We start from the raw sequence: 20,928 nt of genomic DNA on the forward strand, positions 1-20,928 counted from the left end.
CCCGCTCCCTTCCCCGGTTCCCTGTGTGATCGAATCTAGGGAGCGGCGGTCCGCGGCGACATGGGCGCACCTACCCAACCCGGGGTGGGGCTGTCCCCACCCCGGGTGTCGGGACTACTCGGGCAGCGCGTCGGTCCAGCGGGCGGTGACGGTGACGGTGCCGCCGTCGTTCATCCACACCAGGCCGCCGTCGGGCATCACGGAGAAGTTGGAGTCGCGGAGCAGCCCGGTCGCCGGGTCGACGACGACGCGGGCCTCGCCGCCGGCCAGCGGGATCCGGAGTCCCTGACCACCGGGCACCCGGCCGAGGTCGGTCACGCCCGGCCAGGCGGCGAGGGCGCGGAACGCGGCGGCGCGGGCCCGCGGCGTGACCGGGGCCGACGAGACCATGGAGATCAGCGAGGTGAGGGTGAACTCCCCGCGGTCGGCGGCGGTGAGCCCGCCCCGGCTGGTGCGGATGTCGCTGCGCGCGACGGCGGCGGAGATCCAGTCACGCAGCGCGTCCGGCTCGCCCGGCAGGCGGCGGACCTGCTCGTAGGTGACCTCCAGCGAGCCCAGGCTGAGCCGCGGCCTCCCCAGGACCTTGTACATCTTCCCCTCGGTCTTCAGGTCGCGCCGCCACGCCCGGCCCCGGCGGTCCGTCCAGCGCTCAGCGAGGACGGGCGCGGATCTCGGGCCGCCCTTCTCGACCTTCCGGACATACCAGTAGGCGCCCCTGCCCTCCGGGGTCCTCTCGGCGGTGTCGGCGGCGGCGAGCAGGACCTGCCGCGCCGACATGGCGGCGGGCGGGCTGTTGGGCGCGGGGGCCGACGGGGTGCCGGTGCCGACCGCGACGACGGTCACCGCGGCGGCGGCCGTCAGGGACAGGCCGATGGCGGGCCAGGCGAAACGGCGGCGGGAACGGGCCGTCCCTCCGCCGCGCACGGCGTTCTGGAGGCGGTGGCGGCCCTCCGCGACCGCCTCGCGGTCCGGTTCGGGCTTGGCGAGCGCCGCGGCGATCACCTGCAGGTCATCCATGGAGGTCCTCCCTGTTCAGGGTCTTGTTGAGCTTCTTGCGGGCCCGGCTGAGCCGGGAGCCGACCGTGCCGTAGGAGACGCCGAGGGCCTGGGCGACCTCCTCGTGGGTGAGCTGGCCGAGCGCGACCAGCAGCAGCACGTCGCGCTCGCCCTGGTTCAGCCCGAGCAGGGCCCGGGCGACGCGGGGCCGCATGCCCTGCGCCGCGACGGTGGCGACGACCCGGCTCTCGGGCCCGTCGGCGGTCTCGGCCCGGCCGCGCGCCAGGGCCTTGTAGTGGCGGGCCTCCCTGCGGCGGTGCCGGGCCACGATGTTGGTGGCGATCCCGAACAGCCAGGGCCGCAGCCCGCCGCGTTCGGGGTCGAACCGGTCCCGCAGCCCGAACGCGACCAGGAACGTCTCGGCGGCGGCGTCCTCCCCCGCCTGCACGTCCAGCCGCCCGGACACATACCGGTACACGTCGCGGTGGTAGCGGTCGTAGACGGCGGTGAACGACTCCGGATCACGCCGGAACAGCGCGGCGAGCTCGGCGTCGTCGGCCCGCTCCTCCACACCGGCACTCATGGTCGTGCCTTCGTCATGCGCGCCTCCTGAGGGGCGTGGGCGACAGCTTTCACCGACCCTTCGCACGGACCGCCGATCGCTTTCCCTGATCCTCTTAGGAAGCTCTTATCTCCGGGACGCACAGTTTCGGGCATGGTTCGCAGAGCGTTGTCGAAGGGGTGCGCCGCCGTCGGCGCACTGGGGGTGCTGGCCGCCGGGTGCGGCGGCACCGGAATGGCGGAGCAGGTCGCGGCCGCGTCGCCGGTGCGGCTGGAGGGGCCGACGCCGTCCTCCGGCTGGGGAGCGGCGAGTACCGCGTCGATGTCAGGACGCTCGGGGTGACGGCGCGGACCCGGGACGGCCGTTCGCTGACCCTGGCCGAGCCCGTGCCGGATCTCGGCGAGCCCGGCCGGGTCGCGCCGAAGGGCGGCGCCGTGGCGTGGTCGTTCCCGGAGCGGGGCCTGTCGGTCACCGCCGGGGGGCGGGGCGGGCGGCTCGTGGTGGAGGTGCGCTCCGCCCGGGACGGAACGCTGAAGTGGCCCGTCACCGGGACCGACAGGGGGACCTCGCGGCTGGCCGTGCCCGTGGGCGCGGGCATGGGCCTGCCGGTGGACGACCCGTTCTGGAACGCGGCCGGGTCGCGGTTCGCCGGGGAGGAGATGCGGCTGGCGGGCGACCTGACCATGCCGTTCTGGGGCTACCAGGTCGGGTCGCGCGGCGTGAGCTACATCGTGCCGACCGACATCGGGACGACGCTGAGGTTCGTGTCACGGAAGGGACGGCTGCACGGCGAGACCGCGCACACGTTCGGCAAGGGCGACGGCACCCGTGACTACACGGTGGCGTTCTCGCTGACCGACGCGTCGCCCGTGGCCTCGGCGCAGGACTACCGCGCCTGGATGCGGTCCCGCGGCGAACTCGGCTCCCTCAAGCGGAAGATCGACCGGAATCCCGAGGCCGGGAAGCTCGTCGGGGCGTTCCACGCCTACCTGTGGGGCGGGGCGAAGTCGGCGGACTCCGTGCGCCGCATGAAGCAGGCCGGGCTGGGCCGGATGTGGCTCGGCTACGACTCCACCGGCGACCCGATGACGCCGGACGCTGGCGCCGCCGCGAAGCGGGCCGGGTACCTGGTCGGGCCGTACGACTCGTGGGCCAACGCCCAGCCGCCCGCCACCGCCGACAACCCGTCGTCGCGGTGGCCCGGGAAGATCTATCCGGACGGCTGCGTCCGCGACGCCGCCGGGAAGCCCGAGACGGGGTTCGGGGGGCGCGGCTGCTACCTCAGCTCCGAGGCGATGCGGAAGCTGCCGTCCGTCCTGGCCGACCGCGCCCGGCGGATGACCGCCAACGGCGCCACCGGCTACTTCCTCGACGTGGACGCGGCCGGTGAGCTGTTCCGCGGTCACGACCCCGCGCACCCGATGACGCAGGGGCGTGACCGCGACAACCGCGTCGCCCGCATGGGGAGGCTGTCGGAGAGGTATGTGCTGGGCTCGGAGTCGGCCGCGGGGTGGGCGAACAAGGTGATCGCGTTCGACCACGGGGCGGGCACCGCGTTCACCAACCCGCTGTGGCCGCTCCAGAAGGACCGCGGGACCTGGGGCGGGTACTACCCGGACACGGGCCCGCGGTTCTTCTCCAAGCCGGTGGACATGCCCGCCGACGCCGCCAGGGCGATGTTCGACCCGGCCTACCGGCTGCCGCTGTACGAGACGGTCCTGCACGACTCGGTGGTGAACCTGGACCGCTGGGAGCTGTCGCTGTTCAAGCTGCCGAAGCTGAAGCGGACCCGCGTCCTGCTGGCGATGCTCTACAACACGCCGCTCGACTTCGTGATGGACGGGAAGACCCCCGCCCGGCACGGCCCGGAGATGGCGAGGCTCCAGAGGTTCTTCGAGCCCCTGCACGAGGCCGCCGCGACGCGGGCGATGACGGACTTCCGCTGGCTCACGCCGGACCACCGGGTGCAGCGGACGAGGTTCGGCGACGCGCTGACGGTCACGGCGAACTTCGGCGCCACCGCGCATGACGGCCTGAACGGCGGCTGCGTCCGGGCCGAGGTCCGCGGCGGCGCGCCGCGGACGCTGTGCCCGTGAGGCCGGGCGCGGTCACCCCGCGGTCCCGCGGGCCCGGACACCGCGGGAGACGGCGCTGATCACGGCGGTGGCCGCCCCGGTGGCGCACAGGGTCCCGAGGGCGACCGCCGCCGCGCCGACCAGCCAGAGCCCGCTGCCGTCGTCGGACCAGTCGTAGGAGGCCGCCGCCGTCAGGCCCACGGTGATGCCGAACGTCGCGGCGAGCGCGTACCGGAGGTGGGCGGCCACCCCGCCGACGATCACCAGCACGGCCACCAGGCCGACGACCTGCCACGCCTCGTAGGGTCCGCTGACGTGGCCGTCGGAGTGCTCGACGTACTTCTGGTCCCAGCCGAGCCAGACGGCCCAGTCGGCGGCGGCGACGGCGGTCAGCAGGACGGCGGCGACAAGGTGGCGGATCATGCGACCAGTCTCGTCGGTCCGCCGGGGACGGGGCAGGGCGCCGGTACTCATCTCCCGTCTGAGTACCGGCGCGCGTCCCGGTCGGTGAGCGCCCGGACGGCGGCCCGGACGCGGTCCACGTCGCCGCGCTCGGCCTCGGGCAGCGGGGCGTCCACCGAGGCCCGCAGGGCGGTGGCCTCGTCGAGGAGGCGGACGGCGGTCGCGGCGTCGCCCGCCAGGACCGTCGCGCCCGCCATCCCCTCCAGCGCGTGGGCGATCGCCCGGGGGTCGCCGATCCGGCGGGCGGCGGCCAGGGCGTCCTCGTGGAGGGCGCGGGCCCTGCCCACGTCGCCCCGCCCCTGGGCGACGAACCCCAGCTCGGTCAGGACCAGCGGCAGGCCCGGTTCGCCGTCCACCTTGCGGATCCACGGCAGCCACCTGGCCAGGATGCCCTCGGCGCGGTCCAGGGCGCCCCGGCGGCGCGCGGCCAGGGCCAGGCCCACGTCGGCGTAGTGCTCGGCGACCAGGTTGGACTGGGCGACCGCCAGGCGGCGGGCGCGCTCGTGGAGGGCGTCGGCGGTGTCGGCGTCGCCGGTCAGCAGGTGGATGCGGCCCAGCCCGGAGAGGCTGAACGACACCTGCGCCCACAGCCCCAGTTCCTCGGCCATGCGCAGGCTCTCGCGGTGCAGGCGGGCCGCCTCGGGGTAGTCGCCCGCGATCTCGGCCACGTCGGCGAGGGTCCCGGCGGCGTGCAGGCCGCCCCAGCGGTCTCCCACCTCGCGGAACAGGCCGCGGGCCTCGGACGCGTCGCGGCGCGCGGCCGCCAGGTCGGAGCGGGCGCGGGCGATCGTGGCGCGGACGCTCAGCGCGGCGGCCACGCCCCACCGGTCGTTCCGGGCGCGGAACGTCTCCAGCGCGCGCCCGACCAGGTCGGCGGTGACGTCCAGGTCGCCGAAGCCCCGGTGCGCGAAGCCCAGGAACCACCGCGTCCACGCGCGCGTCCCGGGGTCGTCGATCTCGGTCTCCGCGGCGCGGACGGCCGCGCCGCGCGCCCGCTCGTCGGTGCCGTCGCTGGTCAGCAGGGAGAACCCGGCGAGCCAGACCCGCGCCTCGACGGCGCCCGGCAGGTCGCCGCCGCGCGCCAGGGCGCGTTCCAGGGCGCGGCGGGCCTCCAGCACGCGCCCGCGCAGGAACCAGTACCAGGACAGGGCGTTGACGAGGCGGAGCGCCTCGGCGGGCGGCGCGGAGTCGAGGACGGCGCGCAGGTTGGCGTCCTCGGCGTCCAGGCGTTCCAGCCACTCCCGCTGGTCACGGCCGTACAGGCGGGGCGCGGCGCGTTCGGCGAGCGCGACGTTCCAGGCCAGGTGGCGGCGGCGGATCTCGTCGGCCTCGCCCGCCTCGTGGAGGCGCTCCAGGGCGTAGGCGCGGACCGACTCCAGCAGGCGGTACCGCGGGCCCGCGACGACCAGCGAACGGTCCACCAGCCGCGCCAGCGTGTCCAGGACGTCCACGCCGGGCGCGGCGCAGACCTCCTCGGCGGCGGGCAGCCCGCAGCCGTCGGCGGGCACGGCCAGGCGGCGCAGGACGACGCGTTCGGCCCCGGTGAGCGGCTCCCAGCTCCAGTCGATCATCGCGCGGAGGGTGCGCTGCCGGGCGGGGGCGTCGCGGCGGCCCGCCACCAGCACGCCGAACCGGTCGTCCAGGCGGGCGGCCAGCTCGTGGACGCCGACGGCCCGGACGCGCGTGGCGGCCAGCTCCAGCGCCAGCGGGATGCCGTCCAGGCGGCGGCAGATCGACGCGACGGCCCCGGCGTTGTCGCCGGTCAGCGCGAAGCCCGGCGCGACGGCGGCGGCCCGCTCGGCGAACAGCCGCTCCGCGTCCGGCGGGTCCAGCGGCGCGACCGGCCACAGCGCCTCCCCGGAGATCCCCAGGGGTTCCTGGCTGGTGGCGAGGATCCGCAGGTCCGGCGCGGCGCGCAGCAGGTCGGCGGCGAGGGCGGCGACCTGCTCGACGACGTGCTCGCAGTTGTCGAGCAGCAGGAGCAGGCGCTTGCCGCGCAGCCGTTCGGGCAGCGGGACCCGGTCGTCGCGGGCCCCGAGCGCGTTCGCGACGACGTCGGCCGCGCCCGTCCGCGAGCCCCGGTCCAGCCCGGCCAGCTCCACCAGCCACGCCCCGTCGGGCGGGTCCAGGGCGCGGGCGGTCTCCAGGGCGAGGCTGGTCTTGCCGACGCCGCCCGGCCCGACCAGCGTGACCATCCGGGACGTGCCGAGCAGGGCGCGCACCCCGGCCACCGCGCCGTCGCGGCCGATCAGGTCGGTGACGGGGGCGGGCAGGTTGCCGCGCGGCCGCCCGGGGGCCAGCGACGGGTCCTGCCGGAGGATCGCCTCGTGCAGGGAGGCCAGCTCGGGGCCGGGGTCGAGGCCGAGCTCGTCGGCGAGGCGCTCGCGCAGCTCGGCGTAGGCGGCGAGGGCCTCGGTCTGGCGGCCGGAACGGTACAGGGCCCGCAGGTGGACGGCCCGGAGGCGCTCCCGCAGGGGATGGCGCTCGACCAGGTCGGCGAGGTCGGCGGTGAGCGCGTCGTGCTCGCCGAGGGCGAGGCGGGCCTCGGCGCGGTCCTCCAGGACGGCCAGCCGCTCCTCCGCCAGCCGCGTGACCTCCGCCCGCGCGAACTCCGCGTCGGCGAAGTCGGCGTAGGGCTCGCCGCGCCACAGCTCCAGGGCCTCGCCGAGCAGCGCGGACCGTTCGGCCGGGTCGGCGGCGGCGCGGCCCCGGGCGGCCAGCTCACGGAACCGGACGGCGTCCACGGCGCCGCCGCGCAGCAGGTAGCCGGGCCGCTGCGACACCACCAGCGCACGCGCCCCCGGCTCGGCCTCCTCCAGCGCCCGCCGTAGCTGCGACACCCGCGTCTGCAACGTGGCGAGGGGGTTGCGCGGCAGCCGCTCGCCCCACAGGTCGTCGATCAGCCGGTCCGCCGAGACGGGCCGCCCCTCGTTGGCCAGCAGGTCGGCCAGCAGCGCCCGCACCTTCAGGTCGGGGATCCGCACCGGACGCCCGTCGTCGGTCCACGCCGCGACCGGCCCCAGCACCCCGAAACGCATGCAGGCAGGTTAACGCCCCAAAGCCGACCCAAAGCCGACCCAAAGGATTCCTGAAGCGCCGCTCGGCAGAGTCGGGGCCATGACGAACACCAACCGTGAGATCCGGCTCGCCGCCCGCCCCGCCGCCAAGGCCGGGCCCGAGCACTTCGCCCTCGTCGAGACCGCCGTCCCCGAACCCGCCGACGGCCAGGTCCTCGTCCGCAACACGTGGATGTCCGCGGACCCCTACATGCGCCTGCTGATGAACGCGGACGCCGAGGCGGTCCTGCCGCCGTACCAGGTCGGGGAGCCGCTGTTCGGCTCGGCGGTCGGCGAGGTCGTCGCCTCGCGCTCCCCGGAGGTCCCGGTCGGCGCGACCGTGACGCACTTCCTCGGCTGGCGCGAGTACGCCGTCCTGGACGCCGCCGAGGCCACCGTGGTCGACACCGGCCTCGCCCCCGCCCAGGCGTACCTGAGCGCGCTCGGCACCACCGGGCTCACCGCGTGGGCCGCGCTCACCGAGGTGGTCCCGGTCCGCGAGGGCGACGTGGTCTTCGTGTCGGCGGCGGCCGGGGCGGTCGGCAGCGTCGCCGGGCAGATCGCCCGCAGGCTGGGCGCCGCCAGGGTCATCGGCTCGGCGGGCGGTCCGGACAAGACCAAGAAGCTCGTCCATGACCTCGGCTACGACGCCGCCCTCGACTACCGGAAGGGCGACCTGGCCGGCCAGCTCGCGGAGGCGGCCCCGGACGGCATCGACCTGTACGTGGACAACGTCGGCGGCGACCACCTGGAGGCCGCGATCGAGGCCATGCGGACCGGCGCCCGCGCCGTCCTGATCGGCGCGATCAGCGGCTACGACGCCGCCGTCCCCGGCCCCCGCAACCTCGACAAGATCGTTCAGCGGCGGCTCACCCTGCGCGGCATGCAGGTGAGCGACCACTTCGACAGGTTCCCCGAGTACATCGCGCAGGCGGCGGGCTGGCTGGCCGACGGCTCCCTGCGCACCGAGGAGACGGTCCTGGAGGGCATCGCGAACGCCCCGGCCGCCCTCCTCGGCCTCCTGACCGGATCGAACACCGGAAAGATGCTGGTGAAGCTCTGATGACCACCCCGAACCCGAACCCCACGGCGTTGCTCGTCGTCGCGCACCCCCGTCCCGACTCCCTCACCGCCGAGGTGGCGCGGCGGACGGCCGAGCGCCTCCGCGCCGACGGCCGCACCGTGGACCTCCTGGACCTGCACGCCGAGGGCTTCGACCCCCGCATGACCCCCGCGGACGAGCCGGACTGGGCCGACCCCGACAAGCGCTACTCCGCCGAGACCCTCCGCCACATGGACCGCGTCACGGCCGCCGACAGGATCGTCGTCGTGTTCCCCGTCTGGTGGTTCGGCCTGCCCGCGATCCTCAAGGGCTGGTTCGACCGCGTCTGGAACCACGGCTTCGCCTACGGCCCCCGCGACCTGTCCGGCAAGAGCATGGAGTGGATCGCCCTGGCGGGGCAGACCGCCCGCGGCTACACCGAATCGGGCCTGGACAAGGTCATGGAGACCCAGCTCCGCGTCGGCATCTCCGAGTACTGCGGCATCAAGGACACCGGGTTCCGGATCCTCTACGACTCGGTCGACGGGGCCGCCGCGCTGCTCGACGAGCTGTGACACCAAGGACGAACCGCTCAAACCATGGACGCGGCCGCCCCCGGTCCGCTAGAGAATCGAGGTATGACAGCTTTGGTGTTGGGCCCGCTGCTCCGCCACGTCGGCGAGCACACCGCGACCATCTGGGTGGAGACCTCCCACCCCTGCAGGGTGCGGGTGCACAACGAGGAGCACGGGCTCGACGCGGCCACGCGGACGTTCACCGTCCACGGCCACCACTACGCGCTGGTCGAGATCGACGGCCTGGAGGCCGGGGCGCGCATCCCCTACGCGGTCGATCTCGACGACACCCGCGTGTGGCCGGAGGGCGTCACCCGGTTCCCGCCGGCGCAGATCCGGACGCTGGACCTGTCGGACGGGCTCCAGATCTCCTTCGGATCGTGCCGGCGGGCGCCCGACACGGCGCGGGCGTTCGGGGAGGACGCCCTGGCGGCGCTGGCGCACCAGCTCGCCGACGGCGGCGAGGGGTGGCCGGACGCGCTGCTGATGGTCGGCGACCAGGTGTACGCCGACGAGCTCAGCGAGGAGATGCGCACGTTCATCCGGGCGCGCCGCACCGAGGAGCCCCTCGACGAGCTCGCCGACTTCGAGGACTACACCCACCTGTACAAGCTGGCGTGGAACGAGGACCCGGCGGTGCGCTGGCTGCTGGCGACCCTGCCCACGTTCGTGATCTTCGATGACCACGACATCCGCGACGACTGGAACACCTCCTACGAGTGGCGGGTCCAGATGTGGCGCGAGCCCTGGTGGCGCAACCGCATCGTCGGCGGCATCGCCTCCTACTGGGTGTACCAGCACCTGGGGAACCTGTCGCCGCAGGAGCGCGCCGCCGACCCGATGTACCGGGCCGTCCGCGAGGCGTCCGCCGACGGCGGCGACGGCGGGAAGATCCTCGACGAGTTCGCCGAGCGCGCCGACAAGCAGCCGGACACCGCGCGCTGGAGCTACGCCCACGAGTGGGGCGACGTCCGCCTGGTCGTCGTGGACAGCCGCTGCTCCCGGCTGCTGACGCCGGACCGGCGCGGGATGCTCGACGACGCCGAGTTCGACTGGCTGGACCGGCAGTTGCGCGGCGACGTGGACCACCTGCTGATCGCCAGCTCGCTGCCGTACCTGCTGGCCCCGGCGATCCACCACGGCGAGAACTGGAACGAGGCCGTCGCGGGCGGCGCGTGGGGCCCCCGGATGGCGCGGTTCGGGGAGAAACTGCGGCAGGGCGCGGACCTGGAGCACTGGGGCGCGTTCGACCGGTCGTTCCGCGAGGTCGCCCGGGACGTGATCGAGGTCGGGCGGGGCGAGCGCGGCCGGGCCCCGGCCAGCATCTCGTTCCTGTCCGGCGACGTCCACTACTCCTACCTGGCGCGCGTCACCGACCCCGGCACCGACTCGGTCATCACGCAGGTCGTGTGCTCGCCGCTGCGCAACCCGCTGCCCGCCCCGTTCCGCTGGGCCAACCGCCTCGCCGTCGCCCGGCCGACGGCGGGCCTCCCCCGGCTGCTGGCGCGGTGGGCGAAGGTGCCCAAGCCGCCGCTGCGGTGGCGGATCACCGAAGGCCCCTGGTTCGACAACGCCATCGCGACCGTGGACCTGCGCGGCCGTTCCTGCCGGATCCGCTGGGAGACCCCCTCGTCCGAGACGACGCTGACCGGCATGGGGGCCGTCGACCTGACCTGAGCCGGGCCGCCGGGTGCGTCCGTTCCGCCCCCTCGCCGGAACGGACGCACCCCGGCCGGGCCACCGGCGCCGGCCCCCGCCCCCTCGCCGGGAGCGCGCGACGCCGGTGGCGTCCCTAGCGGGCCATGCGGCCCAGCAGCTCCTGCGCCTCGGCCGACGAGGCGGGAAGCTCCTCCGCCCAGATCAGGAAACCGTCGCGTTCGTGCCGGTAGGAACGTTCCCGTCCGCCCACGGCGGCCGGGGCCGCGCCGAGCGTGCGCTCCAGCGACCGGTGCAGCGCGTCGAGATGGTCGGCCAGGTCCGGGCCGGACCGCACCAGCGCGGCGGCCCGGCCCATGCCCACCAGCGTCAGCGTCTCGCCGCCCCGGAACACCGCGCGCAGGTCGTGCGCGACGACGATCGCGCGGGCCAGCCGCCGCCACGGCTCGGCCTGGGCGGGCAGCTCCACCACGACCAGGCGGTGGGTGTCGCCGACGGCCGTGCCGGGCGCGCCGCCGAGCGCCCCCGCCGCGCGGTACACCTCGGCCATCCGGGACCGCAGGTAGGGCATCGTCGTCAGCCCGGTCAGCAGGTCCTCGCAGGTCTGCGCGGCCAGCTCCATCAGCCCCGGGTCCACCCGGCCCTCGGCGGCGCACCGCACCAGCGACAGCGGCGGGTCCGGCCAGTGCAGCTCGGCGAACGGCGCGCCGAGGTCGTCCAGGGTCTCGCCGAGCCCGATCCCGGCCCGTCCGCGCGCCCTCCCCAGCCGCACGCACGCCACCGCCATGCCCTTCCCCAGGCACACCGCCGCCGTCACCGACTCCACGGCCGGGGTCCAGCAGTCCCCGGGCACCGCCCAGCCGGCCGCCAGGCTGCGTTCCCGCCACCGTTCCCGCAGTTCGTCCGGCTCGTCCCGCGTAGTCACTCCTGCCCCCTCGATCCTTCTGACCTGGACGGACCCTCTTTCCGGCCCGTGCCGTCACACCTATGACGGCGAAGCGGTTTAGCCATGACGCGGTTTGCGGAATCATTTCCCGCGACACTCGGTGTTCAAGTCATCACCAAGAGCGATCAAGGATCGGGGCGAGGAGGGCGTGCGTGGGCAAGGCCGCGTCGGGGACCGCCCCCACGGGAACGGCACCGGAACCCAGCGACGCCGTGCTCATCGCCCGGATCCGGTCCGGGGACCCCGAGGCGCTGGGGCCGCTGTTCGAACGGCACCGGGCCGCGGCGCGCGGGCTGGCCGGGCACCTGATCGGGGGCGACGCCGCCGACGACGCGGTGCAGAACGCGTTCGAGCGGGTCCTGGACGCGATCCGGCGCGGCGGCGGCCCGCGGTCGGGGTTCCGGCCGTACCTGCTGACGGCGGTCCGCAACAGCGTCTACGACATGTACCGCAACGACCGGCGGCTGCACACCACCGACCGGATGGAGCCGTTCGACCCGGGACTCCCGTTCGACGACCCGGCGCTGGAGGGAATGGAACGCACGATGATCGTGCAGGCGTACCGGTCGCTGCCGGAACGCTGGCAGACCGTGCTGTGGCACACCGTCGTGGAGGGCGCCCGGCCCGCCGACGTCGCGCCGCTGCTCGGCCTCACCCCCAACGGGGCCGCCGCCCTCGCCTACCGCGCCCGGGAGGGCCTGCGGCAGGCGTACCTCCAGATGCACCTGGCGCGGGAGCGGACCGCCGAGCACGCCGCGCCCGGCGTCGCCGCCGGGGCCGCCGTGACCGTCGACGCGCGGTGCCGTCCCGTCCTCGACAAGCTCGGCGCGTACGTGCGCGACGGCCTGGCCAGGCGGGACGCCCGCAGGATCGAGGAGCACCTGGACGACTGCGCCCGCTGCCAGGCGATCCACGCCGAGCTGGTCGACGTCAACACCACCCTGCGCGAGGCCCTGGGCCCGGTCGTGCTCGGCACGGCCGGCGTCGCCTACCTGGCGGCGGCCAAGGCGGGCGTCGCCGGTGGCGGGATCTTCGGCTGGTTCCGGCACCTGCCCAAACGGCAGCAGCAGGCGCTCGGCGCCGGCGCGGCGGGTTTGGCGATCATGGTCGGGACGGCGCTGGCGATGGTCCCGACCGGCGGCAAGAAGCCGATCACGCCCGCCGCCCGGCCCCCGGTGGCCGCCCCGCCCGCCCCCAAGCCGCAGCCCCCCGAACCCCGGCCACCACGGCCACGCCCCCCGGAACCGAAGCCCCCGGAGCAGAAGCCCCCGAAACCCTCACCCCGGCCGAACGCGCCCCGCCCCGCCCCGCCGCCTCCCCCGGAGCGGCCCGCCCGGCTCACCGCGAGCATCGGCGCGGTCGGGACGCTGCTGCGCCAGCAGACCGGGATCGTGGCGATGGCGGTCCGCAACGACGGCACGGGACGCTCCGAGAACGTGGTGGCCGACGTTGACCTGCCGCCGGACGTCGCCTACCGGGGCGCGGCCTCGGGCCGGAACTCGGCGGCGTTCACACCGCTGCGCCCACCCGGAGACGGCTGGAACTGCCGCCCCCGCAAAACCCCGACCACCCCCGCACCCGACGCCCACCCGACGGGCACCCGCGCGCCTGGCGCCAATGCCACCGGCATCCACGTGCCGGGTGCCGATGCGCCGGGTGCCGACGTGGCTGACGTGGCCGACGCCGGGCACCGCTCGGACCCGCGGCGCAGCCGTGTCCGTTGCACGCACGCCCCGATCAAGCCCGGTGACACCACCTCCGCGTATCTGGACGTCCATGTCGGCGACGCCGCGCCCTACGCCACCCCGCCGCGGGTCACGCTGCGCTCCGGCGGGCACCGGGTCACCGCGCGGGCCGACCGGGGCGTCGCGCCCGACGGGATGCCCGCCCGGTTCGCCGTGGACGGCAACGTCCGGACCGTGCAGACCGGCAACGCGCTGCTCACCTGCGACCCGGAGCGGCCCGGCTGCCGCGCGGCGCTGGACCGCCGGGGGCACCGCCGCGACAACGACTTCTGGGAGATGGTCCCGGCCGACCGCGACGACGACCCGAAGACCGCCTCCTCCAGCGCCGCGCGCCTCGACCTGCCGCCCGGCGCGAAGGTGCTGTGGGCGGGCCTGTACTGGTCGGGCGCGGCCCCGTCCGGGCGGGGCGACGACCCGGTGACCGCGAGGCTGCGCGGGCCCGGCGGCGGGTACCGGGCGGTCCGGCCCGCCGAGACGCGGCGCGACCGGCTGCCCGGCTACCCCGCCTACCAGGCGTTCGCCGACGTCACCGCGCAGGTCCGCGAGCACGGCGGCGGAACGTGGTGGGGCGCCGACGTCCCCACCCGTGACGGCTCGGCCACCCACGCCGGCTGGAGCCTGGTCGCGGTGGTCGCCGACCCCGGGGCCCCCTACCAGCAGGCGATGGTGCTCGACGCGGTGCGCGCGCTCGGCCCGCACCGCGACGACCACCGGCGGTTCGACGTCCCGGTGAACGGCCTGCTCGCCGCCGCCCGCCCGGCCCGGATCGGCCTGGTCGCCTGGGAGGGTGACGCCGACCTGTCCGGCGACCGGCTGCTGCTGGACGGGCAGCCCCTCACGCCCGCCGCCGGGGACCGCGACGCGGGCAACGTCCTGGACGGCTCGTCCGACGGCGCCGTCGGGCCCGGACTTACGTTCGGGATAGATGTGGATTACTTCACCGCGGTGCTGGACGGGCACGCCACGCTCACGCTGACCACCCGGCGGGACGCGCTCCTGGCGGGGGTCGTCACCGTCACCGCGCCGATGCGGAGTTGAAAGGGGAGGTCCGGGAAAGACCACCGGGAACCCCGGCCGCACCCCCAGTCGTAAAGATCATGACGAAGCATTAGGGACAGTCCGGAACGCCTGGTAGCGTCCGCGCTGTCGTCGTCCGGCGTGCCGGTGCCGCCCGCCCTTCCGGGGCGGACCGCGGGATCCGGTCGGAAGTCGGCGCTCGGCGACGGTCGCGCACGGGCGGCCCGCATGAAAGAGTGGCGAATCGCCGTATTGGCCTACGGGGCAGACGGGCTTCACTACGCTATAGAGACCCGGGTCCTCCGCCGGTCCGCGTCCCGCTCCCCGGCCCGGCCGTGGAGCGGACACCGGGGAAGATCCGCGTTGAGGAAAGGCGGTGTCGCATGGATCGCTGCGCGCTGTTCGTAGACGCCGGCTATCTGCTGGCGGACGGCGCCATGGCGGTGCACGGCACCCGCCATCGCGAGACGGTCTCCTGGGATTTCGGCGGGCTGCTGCAACTGCTGAGCAACCTCGCCCGCGAGCGCACCGGCATGCCGCTGCTGCGCTGCTACTGGTACGAGGCGACGGTCGAGGGACGCCGGGCGCCCGAGCACGAGGCCCTGGCCGACCTTCCCGGACTGAAGCTGCGCCTGGGGCGCATCCGCCCCGGCCGCCGCGAGGGCGTGGACACCGAGATCCACCGCGACCTGATGACGCTGGCCCGCAACGGCGCGCTCGCCGACGCGGTCCTGGTCAGCGGCGACGAGGACCTCGCCCAGGTGGTCGCCGACGCGCAGGACCTCGGCGTCCGCGTCACCGTCGTGCACGTCGCCGTCGACGGCAACTGGACGATCTCCCGGGTGCTGCGCCAGGAGTGCGACGACCTCATCGAGATCGGCTCGGGCCATCTGCGCCCCTACGTGAACCTGCTGGCCGGGGTCGAGAGCGCCTCCTCCTCGTCCTCGTCGTCCACCAGCCCGCTGTCCAACGGCCACGGCGGTTCCGGCAGCTCGATCGGCACGCTGCGGTCCGCCCCGCACAACGGCCCGCCCCCGGCCACCCCCCTCACCGGCCAGCCCCCGGTGGGCAGCCCGGCCGGCTCGGGCCTGGCGCCCAGCCAGTCCCCGCCGCCCGGCCTGGGGTCGCTGGGCTCGGGCTCGCTGGGGTCCTCGTTCGCCGCCGGCATCGACACCGGCCTCGGCACCACCGTGGGCGGCCCGAACGCCACCTCCTCGTCCTCGTCGCCGGTGTCCAACGCGACGTCCACCCCGCCCTCCGCCGCGACGCAGGCCCCGCCGCCCTCCGGCCCGCAGTACTCCCCGCCCCCGTCGGCGAGCCCGGTGAGCCCGTCCACGTCGTCGAGCCCGGTCCCGGCGACGCCGCACGGCCCCTACACCGGGCCGCAGCAGATCTCCCCGGCCCCGGTGCAGCAGAACACCCCGACCCTGTCGGACGCCGTCAAGGCCGCCCACCAGGAGGGCCAGGACTTCGGCGAGTCCGTCGCCCGCGACGCCCCCGCGCTGTGGCTGGAGGCGGTCCTGGCGCGCAAGCCGCGCATGCCCTCCGACCTGGAGGCCCGGCTGTTGCAGGGCTCCTCGCTGCCCATCGACTTCCTGCTGCACGACGAGGTCCGGCACGCCCTGCGCCGCGGCTTCTGGGACGCCCTCGAACGCTCCCGCAGGTAGCGGGGCATATCCCGGCAAAAGATGAACGATCATCCGCGATTACCCGGTTCGACCGACGGGCGCCGGGTAGCGTGGAACCGTGACGCATGTGACGGAAGACGATCTCGACGACCTGGAGTTCGACACCCTGCGCACGGGCGATCACATCGCGGCGGCCCGGCGGTTCGCGCAACTCGCCGACGAGGTGTCCGGCGGGGTCTCCCGCGCCAACGTCCTGCTGCGCGCGGGCGAGCAGTGGCAGCACGCGGGCGACCACGACCAGGCGGCCCGGTTCTACCGCCGCGCCCTGGAGGACGGCGGCGAGACCTACGGCGACCCGCGCGCCTACCTCGCCGACGCGCTGTTCGAGCTGGGCCGCGCCGATGAGGCGCGGGCCCTCCTGGACCAGATCCGCGCCGACGCCCCCGACGACCCCGAGGTCTACCGCGCCGTCGCGGAGGTCCTGTACGCCCAGGGCGACCCGGTCGGCGCGCACGAGTGGGCCACCAGCGGCGTGGACCGGATCCTGGCGCTCCGCGACCGCGCCGTGGGCACCGGCATCGGCGGCGGGCCCGAGCCGTCCCCGGCGGACGACGTCTCGCTGACCTCGGACTCCGACGACGTGGCGCTGGCGGAGGACAGCCTGGAGGCGCTGCTCCGGCTGCGCTACCGCGCCCGCGTGGACCTGGGCCGCCCCGAGGACTCCTACGACGCGCTGCTGGACGACCTGCTGAAGAACGCCTGACGTCCCCGCGCCGCACCGTACGGACGGTCACAGCGTCGCGATCAGCTCGCTGAGGGACTGGGCCGCCGCGGCGGGGGGCTCGTGCTCGACGACCGTCCAGCCGCGCAGCCGCGCCTCGCGGACCGACCGCTCGCGTTCGGCCGACCCGGCGGTGCGGTCGGCGTGGGTCCACAGATAGCCGCAGGGGGCGTCCGGCCAGTCCGCCGGGACCGGGGCCGGCGGCTCCCCGTGCCCCTCCTCGTGATCGTGCTCGTGGCCGCGGCGCGGCCGGGGCAGATCGGCGTCCACGAACACGTAGCCCCCGACCCCGCGGTGGGCAGCGCGCTGGGCGAGCGCCACCGCGGGCAGCAGCGGGCCCGCCGCGCCGTGCCCGACCAGGACCAGGGGCACCGACGGGTCGGTCGCCGCGATGACCAGCGAGGCGCGGGCCACGTACCGGGGGCCGGCCGCGTCCGGGACGTCCGGCGCGATCACGTCCAGGCCGTAGGAGCGGAGCATCTCCGGGAGGTCCCCCCAGCCGTCGGCGGCGCCGTGCGGGGAGTGCAGCAGCACGACGGTTCCGGGCGTCACGTCCACACCTCCCAGGCCCGCCGGGTCCGCTTGACGGTGCTCACCGTACACGGGGCGGGCGCGGCGACGCGGGCCCCTGCCCGAACGACACGGCGCCACGCATAGGGTTGGCGGGTGTGAGCGAACGTGATGACCTGCTGAAAGAGATCAAGGACAAGGCCGTCGTGCACGGCGACTTCGTGCTGTCGTCGGGGCGGCGGGCCTCCTGGTACGTGGACCTGCGCCGGGTGACGCTGGACGGCGCGGTGGCGCCGCTGGTGGGCCGGGTGATGCTGGACGCGACCGCGGACCTGGACTACGAGGCCGTCGGCGGGCTCACGCTCGGCGCCGACCCGGTGGCGACCGCGATGCTGCACGCCGCCGCCGCGCGCGGGCGCAGGCTGGACGCGTTCGTGGTCCGCAAGTCCGACAAGCAGCACGGCCTGCAGCGCCGCATCGAGGGCCCGGACGTCCGGGGCCGCCGGGTCCTGGCGGTGGAGGACACCTCCACGACCGGCGGCTCGGTGCTGACGGCGGTGGAGGCGCTGCGGGAGGCCGGCGCCGAGGTGGTGGCCGTGGCGACCATCCTGGAGCGCGGGGCGGCCGAGCGGATCGCCGCCGAGGGGCTGGAGTACCGGCACCCGTTCAGCGTCGCCGACCTCGGCCTGGACTGACCCGGCCTGGACCGGCCCGTCCCGGACCGACCCGTCCGGACCGACCCGTCCGGACATCCGACGGCCGCGGGGGTTCCCCGCGGCCGTTCGTCGTCGACCCGGCGGGCCGCCCGCGCCCCGGTGGCCCCGGCGCCCTCTCATTTCTCCGGCACGAACCAGGTGCCCCGCTGGCCCGCCTGGCCGCCCTGCTTCACCTGGCCGTAGACGACGACCCGGACGGCCCCCGCGTCGGCCGCGACCACGTCCAGCGGAGCCTCGTCGTACTGACGACCCTCACCGGGATTGAGCGGGCCGCGGTGTAGCACGTCCTTGGTGTCCGAGACCGTGACGGTCACCACGACCGGCCGGGAACTGACGTTCCGGATCACCAGGGGGGTGGCCGCCGTGGCGGTGGAGGTCGAGGTGGAGGTGGCGGCGTTGGTCCCCCCCGGCTCCGTGGGCGTCGGGCCCGGCTTGGCGTCTTCGGAGGTGAGCGCGTTGAACAACGACATTCCACCTACCACGACAAGCGCTAATGCCAGTGCCACGGCGACAGCCGCGATCAATATGCGCGCGAGACCCCTAGGGTCCGACCGATGACGTCCCACACGGGGAGATTAGCGATAAGTCTCACCGCTGAGCGACGCACGTGACTCTTCAGAGTCATTAATATTCGCTCCGTTACCCTTGTCCTTCCGCCCCTTCATGACCTCCCGGATGATCGGGATGACGGAGAGGATGAGGATCACGGCGACGCCCGGCAGGATGTACTTGTCGATGTCCGGCACGCTCGCGCCGAGGAAGTGGCCCAGCAGGAACAGCACGTCGGTCCAGATCACGCCGCCGATGACGTTCCACATGAAGAACCGGCGCGAGTCCATGCCGAGCATCCCCGCCAGGGGGTTGATGAACGTCCGCACGATCGGGATGAAGCGCGCCAGCACCACGGCCTTGGCCGGGCCGAACTTGTTGAAGTAGTACTCGGCCTTCTCCACCCACTCCTGCTTGAAGATGCGGGAGTCGGGCCGGTCGAACAGCTTGCGGCCGTACTTCGCGCCCAGCCAGTGGCCGAGCTGGGCCCCCGCGACGGCGGCCAGCGGGCCGCCGACCAGCAGCGCGGGCAGTGACAGCGGCTGGAACTCCTGGCCGTTGACCGTGCTGACCGCGGTGAGGATCCCCGCCGTGAACAGCAGCGAGTCCCCCGGCAGGATGCAGCCGAACAGCAGTCCGGTCTCCGCGAAGATGATGGCGATGACGCCGATCGTGGCGAAGGTTCCGAAAAGCTGCAGCCACGCGGTGGGGTGCAGCCACTCGGTGATGTCCATGGGTATGAGCGCGAGATCCACGTTGTGAGCGTACCCGGCGGGCGCGCAGCTTTCCGGGAGAAGTACGACGTCCGGCCCCTCTTCGGCGGGGTCCGGGGGCCGTTCGCGAGCCGTTCGGCGGCGGCGCGCGCGACCCGCCACGGGGGCCCGCTGGCCTGGCGGGCGAAAAGCGGGATACTGGCCGTGGACACGGCATGACCTGCACGGCCGGTACGCCCGGCGCCCGCCCGGGAGCGCGGCGCCGGAACGTGGCGGCACCACTGCGTTCGGAAAGGATGCCCACATGCCCATCGCGACCCCTGAGGTCTACGCGGAGATGCTCGACCGCGCCAAGCGTGACGGCTTCGCGTACCCCGCCATCAACGTGACCTCCAGCCAGACGCTGAACGCGGCGCTGCAGGGCTTCGCTGAGGCCGAGAGCGACGGCATCATCCAGGTGTCCACCGGCGGCGCCGAGTACCTGTCCGGGCAGTCCGTCAAGGACATGGTCGTCGGATCGTCCGCCCTCGCCGAGTACGCCCGCGTGGTCGCGGCGAAGTACCCGGTGAACATCGCGCTGCACACCGACCACTGTCCGAAGGACAAGCTGGACGGCTTCATGCGCCCGCTGATCAAGATCTCCCAGGAGCGGGTGGCGCGCGGCGAGGAGCCGCTGTTCCAGTCGCACATGTGGGACGGCTCGGCCGTCCCGCTGGAGGAGAACCTCCAGATCGCCGCGGAGCTCCTGGAGGAGTGCGCCAAGGCGAACATCATCATGGAGATGGAGATCGGCGTGGTCGGCGGCGAGGAGGACGGCGTCGCCAACGAGATCAACGAGAAGCTCTACACCACCCCCGGTGACGCCCTGGCGACCGCCGAGGCCGTGGGCGTGGGCGAGAAGGGCCGCTACATCCTGGCCGCGACGTTCGGCAACGTGCACGGCGTCTACAAGCCGGGCGCGGTCAAGCTGCGGCCGGAGGTCCTGAAGGAGATCCAGGAGGCGGTCGGCGCCAAGTACGGCAAGGAGAAGCCGTTCGACCTGGTGTTCCACGGCGGCTCCGGCTCCACCCTGGAGGAGATCCGCGAGGCGGTGTCCTACGGCGTCATCAAGATGAACATCGACACCGACACCCAGTACGCGTTCACCCGCCCGATCGCGGCGCACATGTTCGCCAACTACGACGGCGTGCTGAAGGTGGACGGCGAGGTCGGCAACAAGAAGAAGTACGACCCGCGCTCCTACGGCAAGGCCGCCGAGAACGCCATGGCCGCCCGGGTGACGGAGGCCTGCGAGCACCTGCTGTCGGCGGGCAAGAAGATCAAGTAAGGGGATCGGTCAGCCGGTCCGGAGGGCCCCGTCGCGCGCGGCGGGGCCTTTTCCGCGCCCACCGCGTTGTCTGACGAAACCCGGGTACGCTCCGAACGTGGCCCTTCCCCGCACCTACGAGTCCCTGGACTGCTCGGTCGCCCGCGCGCTGGAGGTCATCGGGGACCGCTGGACCCTGCTGGTGATCCGCAGCGCGTTCCAGGGCGTCCGGCGCTTCGACGACTTCCAGGAGACGCTCGGCATCGCCCGCAACGTGCTGGCCGACCGTCTCACCCGGCTGTGCGACGAGGGCCTGCTGCGGCGCGTCCCCTACCAGGAGCGTCCCGAGCGTCACGAGTACCGCCTGACCCGCAAGGGCGTGGAGCTGTGGCCCGCCCTGGTGTCGCTGATGCTGTGGGGCGACCGCTACTACGCGCCGGAGGGGCCGCCCGTCCTGGTCTCCCACAAGGGCTGCGACGGGCATGTGGCCGACGGCCTGGTGTGCTCCTCCTGCGGCAGGGCGCTGGAGCCCCACGAGGTGGAGCCGGTCCCGGGCCCGGGAGTGCGAGACTGATCCGCGCCTGAGGGTTGTT

General features: G+C 74.6%; 19 protein-coding genes. 11 read left to right on the top strand and 8 right to left on the bottom strand.

Annotated elements, in window-relative coordinates; all coding sequences use genetic code 11:
• Positions 1-114 precede the first annotated feature (114 nt).
• Together HNR61_RS08710 and HNR61_RS08715 are read right to left on the bottom strand one after the other, a co-directional pair.
• Positions 115-1,017 carry a CU044_5270 family protein gene (locus HNR61_RS08710; protein ID WP_182842614.1) on the bottom strand — a complete coding sequence of 301 codons (903 nt, stop codon included), beginning with the start codon at positions 1,015-1,017 and terminating at the stop codon, positions 115-117.
• Positions 1,010-1,579: an RNA polymerase sigma factor gene (locus HNR61_RS08715; protein WP_182842615.1), complete on the bottom strand. Its 570-nt coding sequence runs from the start codon at positions 1,577-1,579 to the stop codon at positions 1,010-1,012. The genes HNR61_RS08710 and HNR61_RS08715 overlap by 8 nt, the downstream gene beginning before the upstream one ends.
• Positions 1,580-1,711: 132 nt before the next feature.
• On the opposite strand from HNR61_RS08715, the gene HNR61_RS08720 reads away from it, so the two are divergent.
• Together HNR61_RS08720 and HNR61_RS49855 are read left to right on the top strand one after the other, a co-directional pair.
• Positions 1,712-1,900, top strand: a complete 189-nt coding sequence (locus tag HNR61_RS08720) for a hypothetical protein (RefSeq protein WP_182842616.1) — start codon at positions 1,712-1,714, stop codon at positions 1,898-1,900.
• Positions 1,897-3,654, top strand: a complete 1,758-nt coding sequence (locus HNR61_RS49855) for a glycoside hydrolase (protein WP_182842617.1) — start codon at positions 1,897-1,899, stop codon at positions 3,652-3,654. Before HNR61_RS08720 ends, HNR61_RS49855 begins: the two co-directional genes overlap by 4 nt.
• A 12-nt stretch (positions 3,655-3,666) precedes the next feature.
• Here HNR61_RS49855 and HNR61_RS08730 read toward each other — a convergent pair whose 3' ends face one another.
• Both HNR61_RS08730 and HNR61_RS08735 read right to left on the bottom strand, forming a co-directional pair.
• Positions 3,667-4,056 (bottom strand): hypothetical protein, encoded by a 390-nt coding sequence (locus HNR61_RS08730; protein ID WP_182842618.1) that lies wholly within the window; start codon positions 4,054-4,056, stop codon positions 3,667-3,669.
• A gap of 47 nt (positions 4,057-4,103) precedes the next feature.
• Positions 4,104-7,133: an AfsR/SARP family transcriptional regulator gene (locus HNR61_RS08735; protein ID WP_182842619.1), complete on the bottom strand. Its 3,030-nt coding sequence runs from the start codon at positions 7,131-7,133 to the stop codon at positions 4,104-4,106.
• Positions 7,134-7,212: 79 nt separating this feature from the next.
• On the opposite strand from HNR61_RS08735, the gene HNR61_RS08740 reads away from it, so the two are divergent.
• The 3 genes from HNR61_RS08740 to HNR61_RS08750 all read left to right on the top strand — a co-directional run bounded on the left by HNR61_RS08740 (position 7,213) and on the right by HNR61_RS08750 (position 10,445).
• Positions 7,213-8,214: an NADP-dependent oxidoreductase gene (locus HNR61_RS08740; RefSeq protein ID WP_182842620.1), complete on the top strand. Its 1,002-nt coding sequence runs from the start codon at positions 7,213-7,215 to the stop codon at positions 8,212-8,214.
• A complete protein-coding gene (locus HNR61_RS08745) occupies positions 8,214-8,768 on the top strand; it encodes an NAD(P)H oxidoreductase (protein WP_182842621.1) in 555 nt (184 codons plus the stop codon). Before HNR61_RS08740 ends, HNR61_RS08745 begins: the two co-directional genes overlap by 1 nt.
• A gap of 63 nt (positions 8,769-8,831) precedes the next feature.
• Complete coding sequence (locus HNR61_RS08750) at positions 8,832-10,445, top strand: alkaline phosphatase D family protein (RefSeq protein WP_182842622.1); 1,614 nt, start codon at positions 8,832-8,834, stop codon at positions 10,443-10,445.
• 115 nt (positions 10,446-10,560) lie between these two features.
• Here HNR61_RS08750 and HNR61_RS08755 read toward each other — a convergent pair whose 3' ends face one another.
• Positions 10,561-11,349, bottom strand: a complete 789-nt coding sequence (locus tag HNR61_RS08755; protein WP_182842623.1) for a hypothetical protein — start codon at positions 11,347-11,349, stop codon at positions 10,561-10,563.
• 173 nt (positions 11,350-11,522) lie between these two features.
• Here HNR61_RS08755 and HNR61_RS08760 point away from each other — a divergent pair, with 173 nt between their 5' ends.
• The 3 genes from HNR61_RS08760 (at position 11,523) to HNR61_RS08770 (ending at position 16,523) form a co-directional block, all read left to right on the top strand.
• Positions 11,523-14,153: a sigma-70 family RNA polymerase sigma factor gene (locus HNR61_RS08760; RefSeq protein ID WP_312897815.1), complete on the top strand. Its 2,631-nt coding sequence runs from the start codon at positions 11,523-11,525 to the stop codon at positions 14,151-14,153.
• 362 nt (positions 14,154-14,515) lie between these two features.
• Positions 14,516-15,799, top strand: coding sequence for an NYN domain-containing protein (locus HNR61_RS08765; protein ID WP_182842625.1), 1,284 nt, complete (start codon positions 14,516-14,518; stop codon positions 15,797-15,799).
• A gap of 79 nt (positions 15,800-15,878) precedes the next feature.
• Positions 15,879-16,523, top strand: a complete 645-nt coding sequence (locus tag HNR61_RS08770) for a tetratricopeptide repeat protein (RefSeq protein ID WP_312897816.1) — start codon at positions 15,879-15,881, stop codon at positions 16,521-16,523.
• A 27-nt stretch (positions 16,524-16,550) separates the two neighbouring features.
• Here HNR61_RS08770 and HNR61_RS08775 read toward each other — a convergent pair whose 3' ends face one another.
• The gene (locus HNR61_RS08775; RefSeq protein WP_182842626.1) at positions 16,551-17,093 is read right to left on the bottom strand and encodes a hypothetical protein; all 543 of its coding nucleotides are present in this window, start codon (positions 17,091-17,093) and stop codon (positions 16,551-16,553) included.
• Between the two features lie 116 nt (positions 17,094-17,209).
• On the opposite strand from HNR61_RS08775, the gene pyrE reads away from it, so the two are divergent.
• Positions 17,210-17,746 carry an orotate phosphoribosyltransferase gene (gene pyrE / locus HNR61_RS08780; RefSeq protein WP_182842627.1) on the top strand — a complete coding sequence of 179 codons (537 nt, stop codon included), beginning with the start codon at positions 17,210-17,212 and terminating at the stop codon, positions 17,744-17,746.
• Between the two features lie 137 nt (positions 17,747-17,883).
• Here the strand turns inward: pyrE and HNR61_RS08785 are convergent, their stop codons facing one another.
• Positions 17,884-18,237: a hypothetical protein gene (locus HNR61_RS08785; protein ID WP_220509140.1), complete on the bottom strand. Its 354-nt coding sequence runs from the start codon at positions 18,235-18,237 to the stop codon at positions 17,884-17,886.
• Between the two features lie 105 nt (positions 18,238-18,342).
• Positions 18,343-19,071: a DedA family protein gene (locus HNR61_RS08790; protein ID WP_312897817.1), complete on the bottom strand. Its 729-nt coding sequence runs from the start codon at positions 19,069-19,071 to the stop codon at positions 18,343-18,345.
• A gap of 262 nt (positions 19,072-19,333) precedes the next feature.
• Here HNR61_RS08790 and fbaA point away from each other — a divergent pair, with 262 nt between their 5' ends.
• On the top strand, positions 19,334-20,356 hold the full coding sequence (gene fbaA, locus HNR61_RS08795; protein ID WP_182842628.1) for a class II fructose-bisphosphate aldolase: 1,023 nt from the start codon (positions 19,334-19,336) through the stop codon (positions 20,354-20,356).
• Between the two features lie 97 nt (positions 20,357-20,453).
• The gene (locus tag HNR61_RS08800; RefSeq protein ID WP_182842629.1) at positions 20,454-20,909 is read left to right on the top strand and encodes a winged helix-turn-helix transcriptional regulator; all 456 of its coding nucleotides are present in this window, start codon (positions 20,454-20,456) and stop codon (positions 20,907-20,909) included.
• Positions 20,910-20,928 lie beyond the last annotated feature (19 nt).

Origin of the sequence: Actinomadura kijaniata, assembly GCF_014138665.1 — a bacterium.
Classification (GTDB): domain Bacteria; phylum Actinomycetota; class Actinomycetes; order Streptosporangiales; family Streptosporangiaceae; genus Spirillospora; species Spirillospora kijaniata.